This is a genomic window from Glycomyces sp. NPDC047010, assembly GCF_040644205.1.
In the GTDB taxonomy this organism is placed as follows: Bacteria; Actinomycetota; Actinomycetes; order Mycobacteriales; family Micromonosporaceae; genus Glycomyces.
Genome location: NZ_JBEYVY010000007.1, coordinates 249940 through 273687, shown reverse-complemented (window position 1 = coordinate 273687; position 23748 = coordinate 249940). Strand labels below are relative to the sequence as shown.

The window sequence follows — 23748 nt, the reverse complement described above, 5'->3', positions numbered from 1 at the left end:
TCAGAAGGAGCAATCAACGATGATCAGCCACCCTCACCGCCTCCGGCGCCGATCCCTCCTCACGGGCGCCTCGGCCGCCGCCGTCCTCGCCGCCGCCGCGGCCTGCGGCGACGACGAAGGCCCCGCGGGCACCGCCGAAGACCCCATCGAGATCAGCTTCGAATGGTGGGGCGACGAGACCCGCGCGGGCCTCACCCAGGACGTCATCGCCCTGTTCGAGGAGAAGAACGTCGGCATCAAGGTCAAGGCGAACTTCGCCGACTTCCCGACCTACTGGGAGGGCCTCGCCGGCCGCATGGCCTCCCGCGACCTGCCCGACGTCTTCCAGATGGACTACTCCCGCCTGCGCCAGTTCGGCGGCTCCGGGATGCTCCTGCCCCTCGAAGGTGTCGTCAAGACCGACGACTTCCGCGAGGGCTTCCTCGAAACCGCCAAGCTCGACGGCCAGCTCGTCGCCGTCCCCGCCGCGGGCAACACCCTCGGCCTGCTCTACCGCGCCGACTGGTTCGAGGCCAACGGCATCGCCGCCCCCACCGCAGGACAGAGCTGGGACGACTACAAGGCGGCCATCACCACCCTCACCCCCGCCCTCGGCGAGGGCAAGTGGGGCGGCGGCGACTGGGCCGGGCAGTACCACTTCATGGAGCTGTGGCTGCGCCAGCAGGGCGGCTCGTTCTACACCGAGGACGGCAAGGCCCTCAACTTCACCAAGGAAGAGCTCACCGAATGGTGGACGAGCACCGCCGACCTCTACGAGGCCGGACTCGTCCCGCCGGTGGAGACCACCATTGAATGGACTGAAGACGGCCTCGTCCAGGACGTCCTCGGCTCCGAGATCAGCTGGGACAACTTCATGCCGGGCCTCGCGCCCACGGTTGCCGAGAACGGCGGCACCCTGGCCCTGGCGGCCCCGCCCACGGTCGACCCGGCCAACCTCGGCCTCTACCTGAAGCCCTCGATGCAGCTGGTCATCTCGGCCACCACCGAGCAGGCCGAAGCCGCCGCCAAGTTCGTCGACTTCTTCCTCGGCGACCCCGAGGCGATCGCGATCCTCGGCACCAACCGCGGCATCCCGGCCACCAACGTGGGCCTGGAGAACGTGGAACTGGACGAGTACGCGCAGGCCGTCCTCGATTACGAGGCCAGCGTCTCCCAGTACCTCACCACGCCGCCGCCCGCCCCGCCGGCCGCCACCGGCGCGATCGAGCAGAAGTTCCTGGAGATCTACCAGCAGGTCCAGTACGCGGCGATGACTCCCGCCGACGCCGCCGACCTGCTCTTCACCGAGGCCGAGACCCTCCTCGCCGCCGAGCAGTAGAACCCGAGGGCCGCGGGGCGCACGCCCGCCCCGCGGCCCGAAAGCCAACGCCGATAAGGAACCTCACCGTGACAGCTCCTCCGACCGCGGCACCGCCCGCGGCAGACGAGGCCGGAGCCCCCGCAAAGGCGAACAAGAAGCAGAAGGGCGCCGCCAAGCGCCGCCCCTCGCTCTCGCGCCGCGGCGAACTGCTCACCGGCTACACCTTCATGACCCCGTGGATCATCGGCTCGCTGGTGTTCACCGTCGGCCCCATGCTGTGGTCGCTGTACCTCTCGTTCACCGACTACCACCTCGTCCTCGGCGGCGACTTCATCGGCTTCGAGAACTACCGGGCCATGTTCGCCGACCCGATGTTCGCGCGGGCCGTCAAGGTGACGCTCCTGTACGTCGTCCTCGCCGTCCCGCTCAAGCTCCTCGCGTCCCTCGCCGTCGCCATGCTCCTCACCCAGAAGCGCCGCGGCATCGGCTTCTACCGGGCCGCGTTCTACATGCCCTCGCTCATCGCCATGAGCGTCGGCATGGCCCTGGTCTGGAAGGCGCTCTTCGCCGCTGACGGCCCCCAGGACCAGTTCATGAGCCTCTTCGGCTGGGAGGGCGGCGGGTTCATCGGCAACCCCGACGTCTCCATCCTCATGCTCGTGCTCCTCAGCGTCTGGACCTTCGGCGCCCCCATGGTCATCTTCATGGCCGGGCTCCTCCAGGTCCCCGGCGAGCTCTACGAGGCCGCCGAGGTCGACGGCGCCGGCAAGTGGCACCGGTTCGTGCACATCACGATCCCCATGCTCTCCCCGGTCATCTTCTTCAACGTCCTCATGGAGACCGTCCACGCGTTCCAGATGTTCGGCCCCGCCTTCATCATCGGCGGCACCGCCGGCGGACCCGCCTGGTCCACGCTCTTCTACACCGTGCGCATCTACGCGCTCGCCTTCGTCGACCTGCGCATGGGCTACGCCTCCGCCTGGGCCTGGATGCTCGTCCTCGCCGTCGGCGTGGTCACCCTGATCATGTTCCGCGCCGCCAAGAACCTCGTCTACTACGCGGGGGAGGACAACAAGTGACCGCTCAGACCGCAGAAGAACCCCGCATCGTCGGACGCCGCCAGCGCACCGCGGGCGAGAGGGGCCGCTCCGTCCTGTGGCACCTGTGCCTCCTGGCGTCCCTCATCGTCGTGCTCTACCCCGCGTTCTGGGTGCTCACCGCGTCCATCAAACCCAACGCGGACATCATCACCGACCTGTCCCCGATCCCGTCCACGATCACCTGGGAGAACTTCGCGAGCGCCTTCGACGGCCTTGCCGGGGTCCCCCTGTGGCGGTTCTTCTGGAACTCGTTCGTCATCGCCGCGCTCTCCGTGGTCGGCATCGTCGTCTCCTGCTCGATCACCGCCTACGCCCTGGGCCGCCTGGAGTTCCCCGGCCGCAAGGCCATGTTCGCCGTGGTCATCGCGACGCTCCTGCTGCCCGGCCAGGTCATGCTCATCCCGCAGTACCTGATCTTCTCCGAACTCGACGTCGTCAACACGATCTTCCCGCTCGTCATCGGCAAGTTCCTCGCCCTCGACGCGTTCTTCGTGTTCATGTACATCCAGTTCCTGCGCGGCATCCCCCGCGAACTCGACCAGGCCGCGACCATCGACGGCGCCGGGCACTTCCGCATCTTCTTTTCGATCATGCTGCCGCTCCTGCGCCCCGCGATCGTGACCTCCTCGATCTTCACGTTCATCGGCTCCTGGAACGACTTCATGGGCCCCCTGATCTACCTCCACGAGATCGAGAAGTTCCCGCTGCCGCGGCTCCTCCAGTCCTACAACAACACCGAGGCCGTCTCGAACTACGGCGGCATGATGGCGATGACGCTCCTGTCCCTCGTCCCCGTCGTGCTGTTCTTCCTGGTCTTCCAGAAGTTCCTCATCAAGGGCATCGCCACCTCCGGGGTCAAGGGCTGATGGCCGCCATCGCCAGACCGAGGCGGCAGGCGTTCGGCGAGGGCTTCGCGCTCTTCGCCGAATGCCTGCTGACCGGCGTGTGGTTCGCCCTCGCCGCGATCCCGGTCGTCACGGTCCCGGCCGCGCTGGCGGCCGCGGCCCGGCACCTGCGGGCGTACACCGAAGGGGACCCCACGTCGTGGGGCTCGTTCTGGGCGGACTTCCGAGCGGCCTGGCGGGACGGCTGGCGCGTCGGACTGGCGATGGTCGGCGCGGCCCTGGTGCTCGTCCTCAACCTCGCCGTGCTCGCGCAGGAGGGCGTCCCGGGCCGCCCCGGGTTCGCCCTCGCCACGTTCGTCGTCGCGGCCCTCGCGGTGACGGTCCTGCTGCGCGCCGCCGCGGAGTGGGCGCCGGGGGAGCGGTGGCGGGACGTGTTCGCCCGCGCCCTCGACGGCACCCGGACCGACCTGAGCGGCACGGGCATCCTCCTGGGCGGCGTCGCCGCGTTCGCGGCCACCGCGTGGGCCCTGTGGCTCCTGGCGGTCCCGATGGCAGGGTGCCTGGTGGGCGCGGCGGTGGCCGTGCGGCGCAGGGCGCTCCAGCGGGCCGAGGAGGACGCAGGGGAGTAGTCCTCACGACCGACACGGGGCTCCGGCGCCTACTGCCGCAGAAGGACGGGTATTCCTTCCAGCGACGGGCGTCGATGCTTGCTAGCGTGGGGAGACCACCCCCAGTGGTCCGGCCGTCACGGCCGCGCCCGTGAACCCGCACGGAGGCAAGCATGTCCGCAACCCCGCCCGCCAAGACCCGCCCCGGGTCGGTCACCTTCGCAGTGTGGCTCCAGATCCTCCTGGCGCTGCTCCTCGTCGTCCAGGCCGTCGCCGGCCTGCTCTACGGCGCCGACGCCCAGTCCGCAGCCGAGGCCGAGCTCGCGGCCCAGGGCTACGCCGTCTCCGACCTCCCCGAGGGCACCACCTTCGAGGGCGGCGGCCTGAACGCGATCGGACCGTTCGTGTTCGCCGCGCTGATCCTGGTGCTCGCGTTCCTCAACGGCGCGGGCAACCGCGTCGGCCGCATCCTCACCTGGATCGTCCAGCCGCTCGTCCTGATCTGCGGCGGGTTCCTCGCCGCCACCCAGTTCTTCGCCGTCTCCTTCATGGAGGCCGGCCTCGAAGCCACCGGCGACGCCGAGGGCCTCGACGTCCAGGCGCTCTTCGACGCCGTCACCGGCGCCTACCCGGCGTGGACGACCTGGGTCGGCTACGCCACCTTCGCCCTAGCGATCCTCGGCTCCCTGCTGGTGATCATCCTGCTGGCCGTCCCGTCCGCCAACGCCTACTTCCGCAAGGAAGAACCCGAGGTGTTCATCCCCGGCGCGCCGTCCGCGTAGGCCCGTCCGGCACCTCCAGACGAGACCCGGGCCGGTCCCACAGGACCGGCCCGGGTTGTTTCCTATCACGTTTTCCATAAGAGTTATATCGACTCCGAGGCGTACCGCCTCTTGTGGAATCGCGGTCCGACCTCGGGCTCAGCTCCTGATAACGCCGGGCTTCGCCCGTCAGCAACACATACAAGGGCTCGAATTTCCCCGGTACGGGTGTCGGCCCCTACCGCTAGAATCGCGGTACACCCACCGAAGCGAAACGAAACGACCACACACCGCTCGCCCGCCGGCGAGCGAGAGGAGACCGACCCAGGGCACCGGGCCGCCACGGCGACCGGCGCCGCCGAGAGGAACGCCTTGAGCAAGTCAGCCGACGCTGCGCCACCGGCCGGATGGGGCGTGTGGACCTGGCCGAACCTGGTCACCGCCGTGCGCCTCCTCGGCATCCCGCTGTTCTGCTACCTCCTCCTGGGCACGCAGTACTACTGGCAGGCCGCCGTCGTCCTCGCGGTCGGCTCGGGCACCGACTGGGTCGACGGGCAGCTGGCCCGCCACCTCAACCAGGTCTCGAAGCTCGGGCGGCTCCTCGACCCGTTCGTCGACCGCCTCTACATCCTCACCGCGCTCCTGGCCCTCACCTACGTGGGCCTGCTGCCGTGGCTGTTCACCCTGGCCGCGCTCGCCCGCGAGGCCGTCATGGTCGGCATGGTCATCGTGCTGCGCTGGCACGGCCACGCCCCGCCCCAAGTGCACTTCCTCGGGAAGGCGTCCACGACGATCGTGTTCTGCACGTTCCCGGTGCTCGTCATCGCCGGGCTCGTCCCCGAGGCCGACTTCTGGGCCAAGCCGCTCGGCTGGGCCCTCGCCTGGTGGGGCCTGGGCCTGTACTGGCTCGCAGCCCTGGTGTACCTGCGGCAGGCCCGCGGGCTCCTCAGGGCCGGGAGTCCCCGCACGGAGGTCGCGGCGTGAGCAGGGTAGCGGTCCCACCGCTGCTTCTGCGAGCGCCGTTCTGTCACGCGGCCGCCGCCCCGCCGCAACGCCGGTTCTGACGGGCGATACCGTCATGGACGTCCGACCCCGCAACAGGGCGGGGGCGCTCGCAGAGGGGGGCACCAGGTGATTCCGGAAGAACTGCGCTATACGGCGGAGCACGAGTGGGTCGAGGTCCGCGACGGCAATGTCGTGCGCATCGGCATCACCGAGTTCGCGCAGAACGCGCTGGGCGACGTCGTATTCGTCCAACTTCCGGAGGCCGGTGCCGAGGTCCGAGCCGGTGAGGTGGTCGGCGAAGTCGAGTCGACCAAGAGCGTCTCCGACGTGTACGCTCCCTTGACCGGTAAGATTCTTGCGTGCAATGACGAATTGTCGGAATCCCCGGAATTGGTGAACAGCGACCCCTATGCGGCGGGCTGGATGTTCGACATCGAAGTCGAGGATGCCGGCTCGCTCAGTGCTTTGCTCGACGCCGGAGCATATGCGAAGCTTACGGAGTGACCAGAGGGTCCAGACTTGCTAGAAGGTGGCAATCCCATGACGCGTTCGAATGACGAGTTCCCTCCGCCGGATGTCACGGCCACGATGAACCTGTCCGCCTTGCAGGAAGGCGGCGAGGTCGACGCGGAGCTCAACTCCGCCCGGTTGGCGGACTCCCTCCCGGCGGGCACCGCCTTGCTCGTGGTCCGCCGCGGACCGAACGCCGGTGCGCGCTTCCTCCTCAACACCGAGGTGACGACCTCCGGGCGCCACCCCGACTCCGACATCTTCCTCGACGACGTGACGGTCTCGCGGCGCCACGCCGAGTTCCACCGCGACGCGGCGGGTTTCACCGTCCGCGACGTGGGCAGCCTGAACGGCACCTACGTGAACCGCGAGCGCGTGGAGACCGCCGGTCTCGGCAACGGCGACGAGGTGCAGATCGGCAAGTTCCGCCTGGTGTTCATCTCCGGTCCGAAGCCGGCCGCCTGACCCCGGCGCCGTACCCCGGCGCGCGCAGCGCGCGCGTCATCGGCGCAGTAGGCTGAGAGTCTCAGGACCCGCCCGGGCCTTCCCTGGCGGGTCCTTTCATTTGACGGCGATACCGTTGGAGGCGTTACCGGTGCGGATGATGACCGTGGTCGGGGTCCGCGTGGAACTCCCGAGCAATCAGCCGGTGGTGCTCCTGAAAGAGGTCGACGGGAATCGGTACCTGCCGATCTGGATCGGGACGGTGGAGGCGGCCGCGATCGCCTATCAGCAGCAGGACGTGCAGCTCTCCCGTCCGCTGACGCACGACCTGATCCGCGACGTGCTGGACGCGCTGGACGTGACGCTGACGTCGGTGGAGATCACGGAGCTGCGGGACACGATCTACTTCGCGGAGCTCGTCCTGGACGGGCGCACGCGGGTCTCCTCCCGTTCGTCGGATGCGATCGCGATCGCGCTGCGCACGGAGGCGCCGATCTGGTGCGCCGACGCGGTGCTCGACGAGGCCGGGGTGGTCCTTCCCGATACGCAGGAGGACGAGGTGGAGAAGTTCCGGGAGTTCTTGGAAGAGGTCACGCCCGAGGACTTCGAGGAGAACCGCTGAGTCCTGGGGACCGGCCGAGGTTTTCTCTGGTTCAGCCCATGGTGGAGGGTCGGGGCGTTTAGGCTCACCCTCGTAGGACACCCGCTGACCTCGGAGGACGTGCCATGGACGCCCACAGTGAACCCTCGGGACGCCAGGTGGTCCCGCCCAGTCAGATCCGCGGTTGGCGGGGGACGGCGGCGTGCCGGGTCGTGGGGATCACGTACCGGCAGCTGGACTACTGGGCGCGGACGGGCCTGGTGGAGCCGAGCATCCGGGCGGCGTCGGGTTCGGGGTCGAACCGGCTGTACTCGTTCCGGGACATCATCGTCCTGAAGGTCATCAAGCGGCTCCTCGATGCGGGGGTGTCGTTGCAGAACATCCGCAAGGCCGTGGAGGCTTTGCGTTCGCGCGGGGTGAAGGACCTGGCGGAGATCACGCTCATGTCGGACGGTTCGACGGTGTACGAGTGCCGGTCGGCGGGCGAGGTGATCGACCTGCTGCGGGGCGGCCAGGGGGTCTTCGGGATCGCGGTGCGGTCGACGGTGACCGAGGTGATGGGGCGGTTGGCGACGCTGCCGGGTGAGGCGCCGGTGAAGGCGCCGACGCAGCTGCACGCGCCGGAGCAGGCGGCGGTGGGCCACACGACGGGTGTGCCCGTTCGCCGGCGCGGGGTGTCCTGACCTACGATGGCGGCAGAGCCGGAAAACCGGGCGGGAGAGATCGTGGGCCTCATGCGCTACACGGCACCGAAGGGGCAAGTCCCTCGCTTCAAACTCTCAGGTACCAGGACCGTTCGGAACAGGCCGCTCTGAAGCCGCTCACCCGGTGACAGACGAGGGGATGCCAGTGTCGTCCCATGTCACCGGAGGTACCGTGACCGACCGTTCCGCTTTCGCCGCCCGCCATATCGGGACCGATCCCGCCGACCAGGACGCCATGCTGAAGGCGGTCGGGTATCCGAGCCTTGAGGCGCTGATGGACGCGTGCATGCCGGCGCTGATCCGCTCGCGCGACGGGCTGGCGCTGCCGCCCGCGGTGTCCGAGACCGAGGCGCAGGCCGAGCTCCAGGACCTCGCCGCTTTGAACCGGCCGATGCGCTCGATGCTCGGCCTGGGCTACTTCGGCACCCACACGCCGGCGGTGATCCGCCGGAACGTCCTGGAGAACCCGTCCTGGTATACGGCCTATACGCCGTACCAGGCGGAGATCTCGCAGGGGCGCCTTGAGGCGCTGCTGAACTTCCAGACGATGGTCGCGGACCTGACGGGCCTGCCGGTGGCGGGTGCGAGCCTCCTGGACGAGGCGACGGCGGCCGCTGAGGCGATGCTGCTGGCGCGCCGCGCGGCGAAGCGCGGTGCGGGTGAGGTGTTCGCGGTGGACGCCGGGGTGCTGCCGCAGACGCTCGCGGTGCTCAAGACGCGGGCCGAGCCGGTGGGCATCGACCTCCAAGTGACTGACCTGTCGGCCGGAGTCCCGGAGGGCGCCTTCGGGATCCTCCTCCAGTACCCGGGCGCGGACGGCGCGGTGCGCGACTGGAGCGCGGTAGCCGAGACGGCCCACGCCCAGGGCGCCCTGGTCACGGTCGCGGCCGATCTGCTCGCTCTGACGCTGCTGGCGGCGCCGGGCGAGTTCGGTGCGGACATCGCGGTGGGGTCGACGCAGCGGTTCGGGATGCCGATGGGCTTCGGCGGGCCGCACGCGGGCTACATGGCCGTCGGGGAGCAGCTCCAGCGGCAGCTGCCGGGCCGCCTGGTGGGCGTCTCGCGCGACTCGGGCGACCAGCCCGCGCTGCGCCTCGCGCTCCAGGCGCGGGAGCAGCACATCCGCCGTGAGAAGGCCACGAGCAACATCTGCACCGCGCAGGTGCTGCCCGCGGTGATCGCGTCCTCGTTCGCCGTCTGGCACGGCCCGCAGGGCCTGCGCGGCATCGCCGAGCACGCCGCGGCCCAGGCCGCCCGCCTGGCCGCCTCGCTCACCGGCGCGGGCATCGCCCTCGCCTCGGACGCGTTCTTCGACACCGTCACCGCCGCCGTCCCCGGCCGCGCCGACGCCGTCGTGGCCGATGCGGCCGAGCGTGGCGTGAACCTGCGCCGCGTGGACGCCGACACCGTCGCGGCCTCCTGCGACGAGACCACGACCGAAGCCGACCTCGCCGCCGTGTGCGCCGCGTTCGGCATCCCCCTCGCCGCACCGGCCGCCGCCGCGGTCCCTGCCGGGCTGGCGCGCGAGTCCGCGTACCTGACCCACCCGGTGTTCACCGCCCACCACTCCGAGACCGCGATGATGCGCTACCTCAAGCGCCTCGCCGACATGGACTACGGGCTCGACCGCGGCATGATCCCGCTCGGGTCGTGCACGATGAAGCTCAACGCGGCCGCCGAGATGGAGCCGATCTCCTGGCCCGCGTTCGCCGACGTCCACCCGCTCGCCCCCGCCGACCAGACCCGCGGCTGGCGGGCCCTCATCGACCAGCTCGAAGGCTGGCTCGCCGACGTGTGCGGCTACGCCGCCGTCTCCGTGCAGCCCAACGCCGGATCGCAGGGCGAGCTCGCCGGGCTCCTCGCCATCCGCGCCTGGCAGCACGACCGCGGCGAGACCGGCCGCGACGTCTGCCTCATCCCCGCCTCCGCCCACGGCACCAACGCCGCCAGCGCGGTCCTGGCCGGGATGCGAGTCGTGGTAGTCGCGTGCGATGAGGCCGGGAACGTGGACCTGGGGGATCTGGACGCGAAGATCGCGGCGCATGCGGAGCGGCTTGCGGCGCTGATGGTCACGTATCCGTCGACGCACGGTGTCTATGAGTCGACGATCGTTGAGGTGTGCGCGCGGGTCCATGACGCGGGCGGTCAGGTGTACGTGGACGGCGCGAACTTGAATGCGCTGCTGGGGTGGGCGAAGCCGGGTCGGTTCGGTGCGGACGTGTCGCATTTGAACCTGCACAAGACGTTCTGCATTCCGCACGGCGGCGGGGGTCCGGGTGTGGGTCCGGTGGCGGTGGCCGCGCACCTGGTGCCGTTCCTGCCCTCCGACCCGTCGGATGCCTCGGGGCCGGTGGGTCCGGTGTCGCAGGCGCGGTGGGGTTCGGCGGGGATCCTGCAGATCCCGTGGATGTACCTGCGGATGATGGGTTCGGCCGGCGTCACGGCGGCGACCGCCTCCGCGGTCCTCGCGGCGAACTACGTGGCGGCGCGGCTGCGCGACCACTTCCCGGTGCTCTACACGGGCGAGCACGGTCTGGTGGCGCACGAGTGCATCCTGGACCTGCGGGAGCTGTCGAAGGAGTCGGGTGTGACCGTCGAGGACGTCGCGAAGCGGCTCATCGACTACGGGTTCCACGCGCCGACGATGTCGTTCCCGGTCGCCGGGACGCTCATGGTGGAGCCGACCGAGTCGGAGGACCTGGCGGAGCTGGACCGGTTCATCGATGCGATGGTCGCGATCCGGGCGGAGATCGCCGCGGTCGCGTCCGGTGGGGTCGCGGTGGAGGACTCGGCGCTGCGGGCGGCGCCGCACACGGCGGCGGTCGCGACCGCGGACGTGTGGGAGCGGGCGTATTCGCGTTCGGAGGCGGCGTGGCCGGGCGGTGTGTCGGCGGCGAAGTACTGGCCGCCGGTGGGTCGGATCGACAATGCGTGGGGGGACCGGAACCTGGCGTGCACGTGTCCGCCGATCGAGGCGTTCGGGGAGTAGGTTGACGGGAGGTCCGCTCACTACTGTGGGCGGGCCTTCGACGTGCGGGCTCTAGACTGGCTGCCGACGATCCCCCCAGGAGTGAAGCGCATGGTTTTCGGCATTGAGCACAAGGTCAAGTCCCACCGGACGGGGCGGCGGCGCAAGAAGGGCGGCCAGAAGATGCCGGTGGCGCCGTGGATCGTGATCACGTTGGTGTCGGTGCTGGTGGCGTCGGGTTTGACGTGGGGTTTCGTGGCGCTGTTGCGGTCGGGTTGCTCGGGTGAGGTGTACCGGGTGACGGTGGCGGCGGCGCCGAGTGTGTTCGGGTCTCTGGGGGATGCGGCGCAGGAGTGGGAGCGGGAGCAGCCGGAGCTGAACGGGGAGTGCGTCGGGGTCGAGGTGACGGAGGTGTCGGCTGCGGACGCGTCGCGGGGGATCACGGGGTCGTGGAATGCGATGTCGTTCGGGAAGCGGCCGATCGCGTGGGCGCCTGATGCGCAGGTGTGGGCGTCGTGGATGACGTCGAGTGAGGCGACGGCGGGGTACGTGTCGTCGGAGCCGGTGGCGCTGGGTGAGGCGGGGTCGGTGCTGGCGGTCGCGGAGTCGACGGCGACGGACCTGGGTTGGATCGGTGGTGAGCCGCCGACGTGGGCGGATGTGGTGTCGGCGGCGACGGCGGGGGACATCAGTCTGGCGGCGGCGAATCCGCGGTCGTCGACCGAGGGGCTGGTGGCGTTGTTGAACGCGTCGTCGGACGGGGCCGGGGGGTTCTCGCAGGCGGCGTCGGACGCGTATGCGGCGGCGATCGAGGCGGGGTCGTCGGCGGCGGACGGCGAGGGGTTGAAGAACGCGTACATCGAGGCGGCCGATGCGTCGCAGGTGATGACGATGCTGGACTACCAGGTCGAGGACTTCAACTCGACGTCGGATTCTGAGGATCCGCTGGTGCCGGTGACGCCGTCGGGGTCGACGGTGAGCGCGGTGGCGTCGTACATGGTCCTCGGGGGTGCGGCGTGGGTGTCGGCGACCGATGCGCAGATCGCGGAGGACTTCGGCGAGTACGTGTCGGGGCAGGTGTCGTCGGGGGCGTTCACCGACCCCGAGCTGAAGCCCATTGACGATGCGGGTGCGGCTCTGGGTCAGGCGACGCCGGAGGCCGTGGGTGCGGCGGTGCGGGCGTGGCAGTCGGGGGCGCAGGACCTGAACGTGATGTTCCTGCTCGACTGGTCCTCGGCGGTGATGGAGGAGAACGTCGAGTACGAGGGCGACACGGTCGAGGCGGGGATCGCGGCCGTGCGGGTCGCGATCGACATGATCGACGAGATGGAGCCGACCTGGCGGGCGGGGCTGTGGGAGTACGGGGTCGGTGCGGGCGAGGACGTGAACTGGCGGTCGGTGTCCGAGGGTGCGGAGATGTCCGGGGACGCGAAGAGCGGGCTCACCCAGACGCTGTACGACCTGTCGGAGGAGGCCGTGTTCGAGGGCGGGGCGCCGCTGTACGACTCCCTGGTGGCGGCGTACACGGACATGAACGCGAACCTGGTGGACGGGGCGGCGAACGTGATCGTGGTGCTGACGAACTCCGGTGAGGACACCGCGAGCCTGCCGACGGTGGGTGAGACGGCGGACGCGCTGGCGGCGATGGCGGGGTCGGCGACGGTGTACACGGTCGGGTTCGGTGCGGCGAACGCGGAGAACCTGACGCAGCTGGCGGAGGCGACGGGCGGGGAGTACATCGCGGCGCCGTCGGAGGGCGGGGTCCTGGGGGCGATCGCTCCGGCGTGAGGTGCCCCACTCGGTCCGGTCGCGTCCGGTGAGTCGCGGCGACAATGGGTCCATGTCGATCTTGCGGTCCGTGCCCCCCGCGCCGCCCGGTGCCGATCCGGCGTGCCGGGCGCGCCTGGTCGAGGTGGACCGGCTCGAATGGCGCGTGGGCGACGGCGGGGACCCCGCGGCCCTCGCCGAGGCGTTCTGCGCCGAGTACGGCGCCCCGCACGGCGACGCGGACGGCTCGATCTGCGGTGTCGCCGTCCTCGTGTCCTCCGCGGCCGGGGCGGTGATGGCGGGGGGTGCGACGGGCGCCCCGACGCCGGTGCCGGCCGTCCCCGATCTCGCGCTCGTGGCCTACGCCCACGGGGACCGCAGCGACCGCGCCCCCGGTGCGTTCAGGGTGGGGGAGTGGCGGCGGTCGTGGTCGGGCGCCGACCACGCGAAAGCGGTCGTGGCCGTGCAGGAGGCGATCGGGCGGGGCCAGGTGTACGTCGCGAACGTCGTCGGCCACCGCAGCGCCCCCTGGACCGGCGACCCCGCCGGGCTCGCGGCGGCCGTGGCGGGCATTCCGGGCGCGTCGTGGGGCGGGGTCCTGTCCGGGGACGGGTGGCTCGTCGCCTCCGGGTCCCCCGAAGCGTTCCTCACCGTCGAAACCGGGAAGGCCGCGACCTACCCGATCAAGGGCACCGCGCCCGCCACCCCCGAGGGCCGCACCGAGCTCCTGGCGTCGGTGAAGGAGCGCGCCGAGCACGTCATGGTCGTGGACCTCGAACGCAACGACCTCGCGCGGATCGCCGTCCCCGGCACCGTCGCCGTCGAGCGGCTGTTCGCACTCGCGCAATGGGACCGCCTCTGGCAGGCCGAATCCACAGTGGTGTGCGAACTCGAACCCGGGACCGGCCTCGCCGACGTGCTGCGGGCCATGTGCCCGCCCGGCTCGGTCACCGGCACCCCGAAACTCGCCATGCTCGACCTCGCCGCCGGGCTCGAACCGGTCGGCCGCGGCCCCGCCATGGGCGCCTTCGGCTTCATCCAAGGCGACCGCATCAGGCTGGGCGTCACGATCCGCACCGTCGCCCTCGACGCGACCCGGGCCCACCTGTGGGCGGGCGGGGGCATCACGTGGCGCTCGGACCCCGACGCGGAGGTCGCCGAAGCCGACGCGAAAGCCGAGGCCGTGGCCTCGCGGCTCAGTCCCGGGCGGCCCGCCAGATCTTGATCGTCTGCTCCTTCGCCTGCTCCCTGAGCGCATCGGGCCACTCGGCCCGGTACAGGCGCAGCCGCGGCGTCGAGGAGTCCAGCTCCACCACGCAGCCCAGCGCCATGGGAGGATCCGGATGGAGCCGCTGCAGCCAGACCGTGCCGACGTTCCCGTCGTCGCCGCTGACCTGGATGGTCCGATGTTCCAATTGGAACTGTCCTAGGATTTTCGGCTCGTTCATGCCCGAGTCCTCACCGTTCTTGTCCCCACCGATTGAGGCGACGCGGCGGTTCGTGTCAGCGAGGCGCCTGCGGGCCCGCATCAATCTTTCCCACCCCGATGCAGCCGTGTCAATACCCGGGCCGACACCTGCCCGGGTGAACCGGGCCCGCCCCGGTCCACTGGAGAGGCCCCGCGCGATACGCGCCACAGGCCGCGGGCGGGTGTGGAAGGCTGGTGCGCATGAGCGACGACGAGGAATTCCAGGACATCGCCGAGGCCGCGTTCGACCTGGCCCGCGCCGGCGAGACCGACCGGCTCCTCGCGTTCGTCGCCGCCGGGCTCCCCGTCGACCTCGCCAACGGCTCCGGGGACTCCCTGCTCATGCTCGCCGCCTACCACGGCCACGCCCCCACCGTCACCGCCCTCATCGGGGCCGGGGCCGCCGTCGACCGGTGCAACGACCGCCAGCAGTCGCCCCTCGCCGGCGCCGTCTTCAAGAACTACGAGGACGTCGTCAGCGTCCTCATCGACGCCGGCGCCGACCCCGACGCCGGGACGCCCTCGGCGCGCCAGACCGCCGCCATGTTCGACCGCGACACCTTCACCGACCCCTAGACCGCGCGCATCCCCTGCGGGAGCCGCCCCCACGCGTGCAGGTCCGTCAGATGCTCGTCCAGGCACGCCGCGAACGCCCCCGCGGCCTTCGTCAACGGCGCCTCCCGCCGCGACGCCAGCGCGATCGTGCGGCTCGCCCCCGGCGGCGCCAGCGGCGTCGCCCGCAGCCCCGGGCGGGACGCGGCGATCATCGCCGGGAGCAGCGCGATCCCCAGGCCCGCCTCCACCAGCGACGCGATGGCGTCCGTCGCGCCCCCGTCCACCCCGGTTCTTGGGGTGAATCCGGCCCGCTCGCAGGTGGTGATGGTGAGGTCGCGCAGGTCGTAGCCGTGCGCGGGGAGCACGAACGCCTGCTCCCTGAGCTGCGCGAGCCCGATGTACGCCTGGCGGGTGAGCGGGGGCAGGTGGGCGGCGGAGGCGACGACGAGGGCTTCGGCCAGGAGCGGCTGGACGGAGAGGGTCGGGTCGGCGCCGGTGTCCCCGGCGGTGAACGCGAGGTCGAGGTCCCCGGCGGCGAGGCGCTCGGCCAGGGGCCCGGAGCCGTCCTCGGTGAGCGTCACCGTCACCCCGGGGTGGGCGTCCCGGTAGCGGGTGAGCAGAGGCGCGATGAGCCAGGAGCACAGGGACGGGGTCGCGCCCAGGCGCAGGTGCCCGGCGCGGACGGCGAGGACGTCGTCGACGTCGGCGCGGGCGGCGGCGTGGGCGGCGGTGATGCGGCGGGCGTGGGGCAGGAGGGTCTGGCCCGCGTCGGTCAGCTCGATGCGCCCGCGCGAGCGCGTCAACAAGGGCGCGCCGAGCTCGGTTTCGAGGGCCTGGATCTGCTTGCTCAATGACGGTTGTGTCACACCGAGTTCTTCGGCCGCGTGGGTGAAATGCCGGGTTTGTGCGACGGCGAGGAATGCCTGGAGCTGCTGCGGGCGCATGACCATAACGTATCGGCATGGATCGGGGTCCGGCCATGAATTGGACCGGTGACGCCTGTCGCGTCTAGCATCCGGTCGTGTCTACGGATTTGCAAACGCGCACCGCCGCCCGCGCGGCGAAACGCGCCCAAGCGGCCCGGAAGCCCTGGCGGTCGAACATCGGCCTGAAGATCGCCATGGCCGTCTCCGGCGTCCTGATGGTGCTGTTCATCATCGCCCACATGGCCGGGAACCTCCACATCTTCGAGGGCCGCGAGGAGATGAACGCCTACGCCGCCGGCCTGCGGTCGTTCGGCGAGCCGCTCCTGCCCCACGAGTCGCTGCTGTGGGTCCTGCGCATCGGCCTGGTCGCCTCCATCGTCGTCCACCTGTGGACCGGCATCGTCCTGTCGGTGCGCTCGCACCACGCGCGGCCGGTCAAGTACGCCCACCACCACAAGGCCAAGGGCGAGTCCCCGAACGCGTACCTGACGATGCGCCTGGGCGGGATCGTCATCGTCCTGTTCGTCGTCTGGCACCTCCTCGACCTCACCTGGCGCACCGTCAACCCGGTCAAGGACATCCACGACGCCTACGGGGCCGTGGTCGCCACCTTCGACCCCTCGCGCTGGCCGGTCACCGTGTTCTACCTCCTCGCCCTGGTGGCCCTCGGGTTCCACCTGCGGCACGGCATCTGGTCGGCGGTGCAGACCATCGCGGGCCCGACCACGAAGTGGCGCAAGCGCACCCAGGCGATCGCGCTCGCCGTCGCCGTCATCATCGTCGCAGGGTTCGCGATCGTGCCCCTGTCCGTCACGTTCGGTTTGGTGAGTTGACATGAGCATCGACTACTACCGCGAGGGCGAGCCCGTCGCGGACACGAAGGCCCCCGCGGGGCCGATCAACGAGCGGTGGGAGAAGCGGCGCTTCTCCGGGCGCCTGGTCAACCCCGCGAACCGGCGCAAGCTCCGCGTCATCGTCGTCGGCACCGGCCTCGCCGGGGCCTCGGCGGCGGCGACGCTCGGCGAGCTGGGGTACCGGGTCGCGAACTACTGCTTCCAGGACTCGGCGCGCCGGGCCCACTCGATCGCCGCGCAGGGCGGCATCAACGCCGCGAAGAACTACCGCAACGACGGCGACTCGGTCCACCGGCTGTTCTACGACACCGTCAAGGGCGGCGACTTCCGCTCCCGCGAGTCGAACGTGCACCGCCTCGCCGAGGTCTCCACCGAGATCATCGACCAGTGCGTCGCCCAGGGCGTCCCGTTCGCCCGCGAGTACGGCGGCCTGCTCGACAACCGGTCGTTCGGCGGCGCGCAGGTCTCGCGCACGTTCTACGCGCGCGGCCAGACCGGCCAGCAGCTCCTCCTCGGCGCCTACCAGGCGCTCCAGCGGCAGGTCGCCGCCGGGACGGTGGACCTGCACACCCGCCACGAGATGCTCGAACTGGTCGTCGTCGACGGCAAGGCCCGCGGCATCGTCGTGCGCGACCTGGTCACCGGCGAGATCTCCACCGAGCTGGCCGACGCGGTCGTCCTCGCCTCCGGCGGGTACGGGAACGTGTTCTTCCTGTCCACGAACGCGAAGGGCTGCAACGTCACCGCCTCCTGGCGGGCCCACCGCAAGGGCGCGTACTTCGCGAACCCCTGCTACACGCAGATCCACCCCACGTGCATCCCCCAGTCCGGGGACCACCAGTCGAAGCTCACGCTCATGTCCGAGTCGCTGCGCAACGACGGGCGCGTGTGGGTGCCGAAGTCCAAGCACGACGAGCGCCACCCCGCGGACATCCCCGAGGACGAGCGCGACTACTACCTGGAGCGGCGCTACCCCGCGTTCGGGAACCTCGTGCCCCGCGACATCGCCTCCCGCGCCGCGAAGATCGTGTGCGACGAGGGCCACGGCGTCGGTCCCGGCGGGCTCGGCGTCTACCTCGACTTCGCCGACGCGATCAAGCGGCTCGGCAAGAAGGCCGTCGAGGCGAAGTACGGGAACCTGTTCGACATGTACGAGCGGATCACCGGCGAGAACCCGTACGAGCGGCCCATGCGCATCTACCCGGCCGTGCACTACACGATGGGCGGCCTGTGGGTCGACTACGACCTCTCGTCGAACATCCCCGGCCTGTTCGTGACCGGCGAGGCGAACTTCTCCGACCACGGCGCCAACCGCCTGGGCGCCTCCGCGCTCATGCAGGGCCTGTCGGACGGGTACTTCGTCCTGCCGAACACGATCTCCGACTACCTCGCCGACGGGCCCTTCGAGGCCGTCGACGAGACCCACGAGGACGTGGTGGCCGCCCGCCGCGACGTGGACGAGCGCATCGCGTTCTTCCTGAACAACGACGGCGACCGCACCGTGGACTCCTTCCACCGCGAACTCGGCAAGATCATGTGGGAGTACTGCGGGATGGAGCGCACCGACGAGGGCCTGCGCAAGGCCATCGGCCTCATCCGCGACCTCAAGGACGAGTTCTACAAGCGCGTCAAGGTCACCGGCAAGGCCGAGGAGCTCAACCAGCAGCTGGAGAAGGCCGGGCGCGTCGCCGACTTCTTCGAGCTCGGCGAACTCATGTGCATCGACGCCCTGCACCGCACCGAGTCCTGCGGCGGGCACTTCCGGGCCGAGTCCCAGACCGACGAGGGCGAGGCCAAGCGCGACGACGAGCACTTCTCGTACGTCGCGGCCTGGGAGTACGGCGGGGACGAGCCGGTCCTCCACAAGGAATCCCTCGTGTTCGAGTACGTCAAGCCCACCCAACGGAGCTACAAGTGAAACTCAAGCTGCGAATCTGGCGCCAGGCCGACGCCGACGCCAAGGGCGGGATGGTCGCCTACGAACTCGACGAGGTCTCCGAGGACGCCTCCTTCCTGGAGATGCTCGACGTCCTCAACGAGCGCCTCATCTCCGAGGGCGAGGACCCCGTCGCGTTCGACCACGACTGCCGCGAAGGCATCTGCGGCGCCTGCTCGCTCGTCATCGACGGGCAGCCGCACGGCCCGCAGGCCGCGACCACGACCTGCCAGCTCCACATGCGCAAGTACAAGGACGGCGACTCGATCGACGTCGAGCCGTGGCGCGCCGGGGCGTTCCCGGTCATCAAGGACCTCGTCGTCGACCGGTCCGCGTTCGACCGGATCATCCAGGCCGGCGGGTACATCTCCGCGCCCACCGGCACCGCGCCCGACGCGCACGCCGTCCCCATCCCCAAGCAGGACGCCGACGCCGCGTTCTCCGCCGCCGCGTGCATCGGCTGCGGGGCGTGCGTCGCCGCCTGCCCCAACGGGTCCGGGATGCTGTTCATGGCCGCCAAGGTCGCCCACCTCGGCCTGACCCCGCAGGGCCAGCCCGAGCGCGCCACCCGCGTCCTCGGCATGGTCGCCGCCCACGACGAGGCCGGCTTCGGCGGGTGCACCAACACCGGCGAGTGCTCCGCCGCGTGCCCCAAGGAGATCGGCCTCGACGTCATCGGCCAGCTCAACCGCGACTTCCGCAAGGCCGCCATCCGCGCCGCCTAGCCCGAAGCAGCAGAAAGCGGCCCCCAGCATCAGCCGGGGGCCGCTCGTTCTTTCTCCTGCCCCGCGTGAGCGGGGAGACCCCAGGGGGAAATCCGCCCCACGTGAGTGGGTCAATGCCGCCCCATGTAAACAACGAACCGGACGCCCCATGGTCGCGCCACTTGACGGTGACCCGCGTCTCTCTTTCCTTGCGGGTGACGCCGCGTCAGCCGATACCGTCGGACCCGCACCCGACGGAACGGAGACCACCCGTGGACGAGTGGACCACCGCGCAGGTCGCGCGCCTCGCCGGCACCACCGCGCGCACCCTGCGCCACTACGACGCCATCGGCCTCCTCGCCCCCGCCGGCACCGGCCCCGGCGGCCAGCGCCGCTACCGCCGCGCCGAACTCCTGCGGCTCCAGCAGATCCTCCTGCTCAAACGCCTCGGGCTCGGCCTGGGCGACATCAACGCCGTCCTCGACGGGGACCTGGACGAGGCCGAGGCACTGCGGCGCCACGCGGCCCAGCTCGCCGCCGAGGCCGAACGCCTCGCCCGCCTCGCCGCCACCGTCGAGGCGACCATCCGCCAACTCGAAGGAGGCCGCCCCATGGCGCCCGACACCTGGTTCACCGGACTCGACGCCCCCGACACCCGCGCCCAGGCCCGGGAGGCGTGGGCGCAGCAGGTCGTCGAACGCGCCTTCACCGCCCTCCAGCACCTCACCCCCGAGCAGCGCCGCGCCGTCCCCGCGGAGATGGACCGCATCAACGCCGCGCTCGCGGCCCTCCGGGCCGAGGGCCGGGGCCCGGCGGACGCGGCCGTCCAGGACGTCGTGGCCGACCACTACCGCCTCGTTGAGGCCCACTGGGACTCCCGGCCCGCCCCCGAGGCGTACCGGCGCCTCGCGGCCCTCTACACCGGCGACCCCCGCTTCCGCGACCCGTGCGAACAGGTCGCCGAAGGCCACGCCGCGTTCCTCGCCGCGGCCATGACCCGCTACGCCGACACCCGGCTGTGAGAGGCCGGTAGGGTCGGGGCATGCGCGTTCCCCAAGGGGTGTACCGGATGTACGCACGGCGGTTGCGGCGGCGGCTCGATCCGGGGCTGCTGCCGCGGCATGTGGCGGTGGCGATGGACGGGAACCGGCGGTGGGCGCGGTCGCAGGGGTTCGCCGACGCGGGGGTGGGGCACCGGTACGGGGCCGAGCACCTCGACGACCTCCTCGCGTGGTGCCACGGGCTGGGGATCGGGCACGTGACCGTGTACGTCGCCTCGGCCGACAACCTGGCCAAGCGCGGCTCGGGGGAGGTCGCGCACCTGATGGCGATGGTCGAGGAGATCGTCGCCGAGCGGCTCACCGAGCCCGCGAACCCGTGGCGCCTGCACCTGGCCGGGCGCCTCGACACCGTCCCGGACTCGACCGCGCGCGCCCTCAAGGGCGCGGTGGAGGCCACCGCGCACCGCGACGGCGCGCACCTGACGGTGGCGATCGGGTACGACGGGCAGACCGAGATCGTCGACGCCGTCCGCTCGCTCCTGGAGGCCGAGGCCGCCGCGGGCGGGGGGCTCCGGGAGCTCGCCGCGCGGGTCACCGAGGGCGACATCGACGCGCACCGGTACACCGCGGACCTGCCGGGGCCGGACCTGATCATCCGGACCTCGGGGGAGCGGCGCCTCTCCAGCTTCCTGCTGTGGCAGTCGGCGGGCGCGGAGCTGTCGTTCTGCGACGTGTACTGGCCGGGGTTCCGGCACGTGGACTTCCTCCGGGCCCTGCGCGACTTCGCCGAGCGGCGGCGCGAGCGCCTCGCCGGTCGCTAAGCGGCCCAGGCGAGGTCGATCTTCTCGGCCGGCGCCGCAGGCACGGAGGCACGCATCCCGGCCGGGCCGGTGACGATCGCCGTGAACCCCTCCGGGCCGGGTGTGAAGCGGCGCGGGGCGCTGGCGGGGACGACGAGCGTGTCGCCCGCGCCCGCCCCGGTCCGTTCGCCGTCCACTTCGACCTCCGCGGTCCCGGCGGTGAACGCCCACACCTGGTCGGCGTCGATCAGGTGGAGGGGCCCGGCGGCGCCGGGGGCGGCCTCGACGCGCCACAGCGGGTACGGGGCGTCGCCGAGGGTCGGGGAGGCGAGGGTGGTCATGACCGCGGCGGGGGTGGCGGTGCGGCGGGTCTCGGTACTGCGGACGATGCGCACGGGGCTATCTCCTAGAATGGACAACATGGTTGCCCATATAGTAAACCTGGTTGTCGATCGTGGTTGAGTCGGCCCCCGTTGAGCCGCCCCCCGGGCACGAGCTCCCGCTGCGCCTGTTCGCCGCGTTCCGCGCCGCCGTCGACGCCGTCCACACCGACCTCGCCGCCGCCGGCCACCCCGACCTGCGGCCCATGCACGGCTTCGTCTTCCAGGCCATCGGCACGCAGGGGACCACCGCCGTCGAACTCGGCGCGCGCCTGGGGGTCACCAAGCAGGCCGCCGGGAAGACCATCGCCGCCCTGGAGAAGCAGGGGTACGTTGAGCGCGCCCCCGACCCGGCCGACGCCCGCCGCAAGGCCGTGCGCCTCACCGCCCGGGGCCTGGACGTCCTCGACCGGTCCGCGCGCACGTTCGCGCGCGTCCGTGCCGACTGGGCCGCCCGGATCGGTCCCGACCGCCTCGCCGACATCGAGACCGGCCTCGCGGCCCTCGCCCCCGGCGAGCTGTTCCGCCTCGACGCCCCCGGCTGGTTCGGCGCCGACCGCTAGACCACCCGCACCGGACCCACCCGGCCCGACAGGCGCACCCCGCCGCCGGGGAACGCCTCCGCGCGGATCCGCGACGGCAGCCCCAGCGGCTCGCCCATCGACACCACCAGCCGCAGCGGCACGTCACCGACGAGCGCACCCGCGAGGGCCGCCGCACTGTTCGCGTTCGCCGCGTCCTCGTCCACCCCGATCGAGGGCGCGAACATCCGCGCCGCGAACCACCGCTCCCGCACCTCGGCGTACACGAAGCAGCCCAGCAGGTCCGCCGCGTCGCACGCCGCCTTCAGCGCCGCGAAGTCCGGCGCCAGACCCGCCAGGGCCTCCGCACGGACCGGGACGAGGAGCCGCTCGCGGGCCGCCCCCGCCGCGACCACCGGTCCCGCCGCCTCGGCGCCCAGCGCCGCCAGCGCCGGTCCCGCATCGACAGTGCGGTGCCTGGTGGTCCCGGCGTCGAACCACGGGCCGTCCGTGCCGATCCCGCCCGCGAACACCTGGCCCCCGGCGCGCAGCCGCCACTCGTCGCGCCCGTCGAGGCCCTCCAGGACCGCCAGCGCCGCCAGGGTCCCGTGCCCGCACGCGGGCAGCTCCCCGGCCGCGGTGAAGAACCGCAGGCCGACCACGGCCGGGTCGGTGCGGTCGAGGAACACCGCATGCGAGGTCCCCGCCGCCACGGGCACGCGCGTCCGGTCGGCCCCGGCGCACCCGTCGTCTTCCACGACGGCCGTCGGCGAGCCGGTCCCGGGGGCGCCCCGCCAGCACGCGTCGACCACGAGGACCTTCACCGGTCGGGGTGGGCGGCGATGAACCGCTGGGTCGCGCGGATCAGCGGCTCGTACTCGGGGGCCGCGTGCCGGGTGTGGAGGCGGTCGCACAGGCCCGAGAGCGCGAAGGCGAGGTCGGCCATGAGCGGGCCGCGCTTGCCGTCCTCGACCAGGGTCATGAGCATCGCCACCCACACCGGGCCGTGGTCGCGGAAGTTCAGGTGGAGGTTCCGCTCGCCGTGCCGGTCGGCCGCCGCGAGGAGGTAGTGGACCTCGGTGGCGATGCGCCACGCCAGGCCCGGACTCACGCGCGCGAGCGCCTCGACCGCGGGCTCGGCGGCGTGCAGGGCGACGGCGGCGAGGCCGAGGTCGCAGCGGGCCGTGGGCGTCGGCGGGGCGGCGCGGCCCGCCGGGTCCGGGCACAGGCGCCGGATCAGTGTCGGGTCGGTGAACGCGCCCCGGGCCGTCGCCGTCTCCAGGGCGGTCCTGAGGGTCACGAGGTTCGGGGCCGTGAGCGGTTCGGCGTCGGGGAAGTACTTGCCGAGGAGCTCCTTCGCGCCCCGCGCATGGGCCCCGCGCCCGGCCGCGGCGTGCAGGGCCGCGGCGAGGCGGAGGCTGTCGCGCAGCAGCGCGTCCTGGCGGCCCGCCGCCAGGAGCATCCGCGCCGCCTGGTCCGCCGCACCGACCGCCAGATCGGGGTCGGCGGCGCGGCCGAACACCCGCGCCGCCCGCGCCAGCGCCGACGCGAGGTCGGCGAACCCCGGGGCCGCCGGGTCGTTCGGGTCCGTGTCGTCCAGGGCGTTCAGGGCCGCGTCGGCCTGCACCGCGGCGGTCAGCAGCCGCCCCGCGCGCACCGCCGACTCGGCGAAGTCCAGGCGCTGCCTGGCCCGCGCGGCGCCGACCGCGCCGAGCGGCTCGGCCGCCTGCGCGCGCTCCCTCTCGGCGGCGAACGCGGCCGGGTACTCGCCCAGGGCCGCATGGGAGGACGCAGTGGACGCCAGCAGGTCGGCGAAGTCCTCACGGGACGCCCGGTCGCCCGGATGGCCCGCGAGGCGGTCGCGGTACTCGGCCGCGGCCGCCGCGAACGCGGGCAGGGCTCTGCGGTGCTCGCCCGCGGCCGCGAACCGCGCCGCGTCGCGATGGGTCCGCCGGGCAAAACGCCGATTCGGCATACGGACTCCTCAATG

At 71.8% G+C, this 23748-nt stretch carries 25 protein-coding genes and 1 riboswitch; of the genes, 20 read left to right on the top strand and 5 right to left on the bottom strand.

Annotated elements, in window-relative coordinates:
• The first annotated feature begins 19 nt into the window (after positions 1 to 19).
• The 13 genes from AB0A65_RS16535 (at position 20) to AB0A65_RS16475 (ending at position 13838) form a co-directional block, all read left to right on the top strand.
• Positions 20 to 1318: an extracellular solute-binding protein gene (locus AB0A65_RS16535; RefSeq protein WP_359952107.1), complete on the top strand. Its 1299-nt coding sequence runs from the start codon at positions 20 to 22 to the stop codon at positions 1316 to 1318.
• 68 nt (positions 1319 to 1386) lie between these two features.
• On the top strand, positions 1387 to 2379 hold the full coding sequence (locus tag AB0A65_RS16530) for a sugar ABC transporter permease (RefSeq protein ID WP_359952106.1): 993 nt from the start codon (positions 1387 to 1389) through the stop codon (positions 2377 to 2379).
• Positions 2376 to 3266: a carbohydrate ABC transporter permease gene (locus tag AB0A65_RS16525; protein ID WP_359952104.1), complete on the top strand. Its 891-nt coding sequence runs from the start codon at positions 2376 to 2378 to the stop codon at positions 3264 to 3266. Before AB0A65_RS16530 ends, AB0A65_RS16525 begins: the two co-directional genes overlap by 4 nt.
• Positions 3266 to 3874 (top strand): DUF624 domain-containing protein, encoded by a 609-nt coding sequence (locus AB0A65_RS16520; RefSeq protein ID WP_359952102.1) that lies wholly within the window; start codon positions 3266 to 3268, stop codon positions 3872 to 3874. Before AB0A65_RS16525 ends, AB0A65_RS16520 begins: the two co-directional genes overlap by 1 nt.
• A gap of 152 nt (positions 3875 to 4026) precedes the next feature.
• Positions 4027 to 4635 carry a hypothetical protein gene (locus tag AB0A65_RS16515; protein WP_359952100.1) on the top strand — a complete coding sequence of 203 codons (609 nt, stop codon included), beginning with the start codon at positions 4027 to 4029 and terminating at the stop codon, positions 4633 to 4635.
• Positions 4636 to 4986: 351 nt separating this feature from the next.
• Positions 4987 to 5598 (top strand): CDP-alcohol phosphatidyltransferase family protein, encoded by a 612-nt coding sequence (locus AB0A65_RS16510; RefSeq protein ID WP_359952098.1) that lies wholly within the window; start codon positions 4987 to 4989, stop codon positions 5596 to 5598.
• Between the two features lie 147 nt (positions 5599 to 5745).
• Positions 5746 to 6123 carry a glycine cleavage system protein GcvH gene (gcvH, locus tag AB0A65_RS16505; RefSeq protein ID WP_359952096.1) on the top strand — a complete coding sequence of 126 codons (378 nt, stop codon included), beginning with the start codon at positions 5746 to 5748 and terminating at the stop codon, positions 6121 to 6123.
• Between the two features lie 36 nt (positions 6124 to 6159).
• Positions 6160 to 6594 (top strand): FHA domain-containing protein, encoded by a 435-nt coding sequence (locus tag AB0A65_RS16500; protein ID WP_106365716.1) that lies wholly within the window; start codon positions 6160 to 6162, stop codon positions 6592 to 6594.
• A 130-nt stretch (positions 6595 to 6724) separates the two neighbouring features.
• The gene (locus AB0A65_RS16495) at positions 6725 to 7195 is read left to right on the top strand and encodes a bifunctional nuclease family protein (protein ID WP_106365715.1); all 471 of its coding nucleotides are present in this window, start codon (positions 6725 to 6727) and stop codon (positions 7193 to 7195) included.
• A 104-nt stretch (positions 7196 to 7299) separates the two neighbouring features.
• Positions 7300 to 7857, top strand: coding sequence for a MerR family transcriptional regulator (locus AB0A65_RS16490; protein ID WP_359952093.1), 558 nt, complete (start codon positions 7300 to 7302; stop codon positions 7855 to 7857).
• A 21-nt stretch (positions 7858 to 7878) separates the two neighbouring features.
• Positions 7879 to 7979: riboswitch (glycine riboswitch) on the top strand.
• A 38-nt stretch (positions 7980 to 8017) separates the two neighbouring features.
• Positions 8018 to 10867 (top strand): aminomethyl-transferring glycine dehydrogenase, encoded by a 2850-nt coding sequence (gcvP, locus tag AB0A65_RS16485; protein ID WP_359952091.1) that lies wholly within the window; start codon positions 8018 to 8020, stop codon positions 10865 to 10867.
• 90 nt (positions 10868 to 10957) lie between these two features.
• Positions 10958 to 12634, top strand: a complete 1677-nt coding sequence (locus tag AB0A65_RS16480) for a hypothetical protein (protein WP_359952089.1) — start codon at positions 10958 to 10960, stop codon at positions 12632 to 12634.
• Between the two features lie 52 nt (positions 12635 to 12686).
• Positions 12687 to 13838: a chorismate-binding protein gene (locus AB0A65_RS16475; RefSeq protein ID WP_359952087.1), complete on the top strand. Its 1152-nt coding sequence runs from the start codon at positions 12687 to 12689 to the stop codon at positions 13836 to 13838.
• Here the strand turns inward: AB0A65_RS16475 and AB0A65_RS16470 are convergent.
• Positions 13810 to 14028 (bottom strand): hypothetical protein, encoded by a 219-nt coding sequence (locus AB0A65_RS16470; RefSeq protein WP_359952085.1) that lies wholly within the window; start codon positions 14026 to 14028, stop codon positions 13810 to 13812. The two genes, AB0A65_RS16475 and AB0A65_RS16470, sit on opposite strands and share 29 nt — an antisense overlap.
• 254 nt (positions 14029 to 14282) lie before the next feature.
• On the opposite strand from AB0A65_RS16470, the gene AB0A65_RS16465 reads away from it, so the two are divergent.
• Positions 14283 to 14657, top strand: coding sequence for an ankyrin repeat domain-containing protein (locus tag AB0A65_RS16465; RefSeq protein ID WP_359952083.1), 375 nt, complete (start codon positions 14283 to 14285; stop codon positions 14655 to 14657).
• On the opposite strand, the gene AB0A65_RS16460 is transcribed toward AB0A65_RS16465, so the two are convergent.
• Positions 14654 to 15580, bottom strand: coding sequence for a LysR substrate-binding domain-containing protein (locus AB0A65_RS16460; protein WP_359952081.1), 927 nt, complete (start codon positions 15578 to 15580; stop codon positions 14654 to 14656). The two genes, AB0A65_RS16465 and AB0A65_RS16460, sit on opposite strands and share 4 nt — an antisense overlap.
• Before the next feature lie 77 nt (positions 15581 to 15657).
• On the opposite strand from AB0A65_RS16460, the gene AB0A65_RS16455 reads away from it, so the two are divergent.
• From AB0A65_RS16455 to uppS, 5 genes are all read left to right on the top strand, one after another.
• Positions 15658 to 16395 carry a succinate dehydrogenase cytochrome b subunit gene (locus tag AB0A65_RS16455; protein WP_359952079.1) on the top strand — a complete coding sequence of 246 codons (738 nt, stop codon included), beginning with the start codon at positions 15658 to 15660 and terminating at the stop codon, positions 16393 to 16395.
• Position 16396: 1 nt separating this feature from the next.
• Positions 16397 to 18334: a fumarate reductase/succinate dehydrogenase flavoprotein subunit gene (locus AB0A65_RS16450; RefSeq protein WP_359952077.1), complete on the top strand. Its 1938-nt coding sequence runs from the start codon at positions 16397 to 16399 to the stop codon at positions 18332 to 18334.
• Complete coding sequence (locus tag AB0A65_RS16445) at positions 18331 to 19077, top strand: succinate dehydrogenase/fumarate reductase iron-sulfur subunit (protein ID WP_359952075.1); 747 nt, start codon at positions 18331 to 18333, stop codon at positions 19075 to 19077. The genes AB0A65_RS16450 and AB0A65_RS16445 overlap by 4 nt, the downstream gene beginning before the upstream one ends.
• Before the next feature lie 251 nt (positions 19078 to 19328).
• Entirely contained in the window at positions 19329 to 20078 is a 750-nt protein-coding gene (locus tag AB0A65_RS16440; protein WP_359952073.1) for a TipAS antibiotic-recognition domain-containing protein, read from the top strand.
• Between the two features lie 20 nt (positions 20079 to 20098).
• The gene (uppS, locus tag AB0A65_RS16435; RefSeq protein ID WP_359952071.1) at positions 20099 to 20878 is read left to right on the top strand and encodes a polyprenyl diphosphate synthase; all 780 of its coding nucleotides are present in this window, start codon (positions 20099 to 20101) and stop codon (positions 20876 to 20878) included.
• Here uppS and AB0A65_RS16430 read toward each other — a convergent pair.
• Complete coding sequence (locus tag AB0A65_RS16430) at positions 20875 to 21252, bottom strand: cupin domain-containing protein (protein ID WP_359952069.1); 378 nt, start codon at positions 21250 to 21252, stop codon at positions 20875 to 20877. The two genes, uppS and AB0A65_RS16430, sit on opposite strands and share 4 nt — an antisense overlap.
• A gap of 59 nt (positions 21253 to 21311) precedes the next feature.
• On the opposite strand from AB0A65_RS16430, the gene AB0A65_RS16425 reads away from it, so the two are divergent.
• A complete protein-coding gene (locus AB0A65_RS16425; RefSeq protein WP_359952224.1) occupies positions 21312 to 21800 on the top strand; it encodes a MarR family winged helix-turn-helix transcriptional regulator in 489 nt (162 codons plus the stop codon).
• On the opposite strand, the gene AB0A65_RS16420 is transcribed toward AB0A65_RS16425, so the two are convergent.
• Both AB0A65_RS16420 and AB0A65_RS16415 read right to left on the bottom strand, forming a co-directional pair.
• Positions 21797 to 22582, bottom strand: a complete 786-nt coding sequence (locus tag AB0A65_RS16420) for a PhzF family phenazine biosynthesis protein (protein ID WP_359952067.1) — start codon at positions 22580 to 22582, stop codon at positions 21797 to 21799. The genes AB0A65_RS16425 and AB0A65_RS16420 overlap by 4 nt on opposite strands.
• Positions 22579 to 23733: a hypothetical protein gene (locus tag AB0A65_RS16415; RefSeq protein WP_359952065.1), complete on the bottom strand. Its 1155-nt coding sequence runs from the start codon at positions 23731 to 23733 to the stop codon at positions 22579 to 22581. Before AB0A65_RS16415 ends, AB0A65_RS16420 begins: the two co-directional genes overlap by 4 nt.
• Between the last annotated feature and the right edge of the window lie 15 nt (positions 23734 to 23748).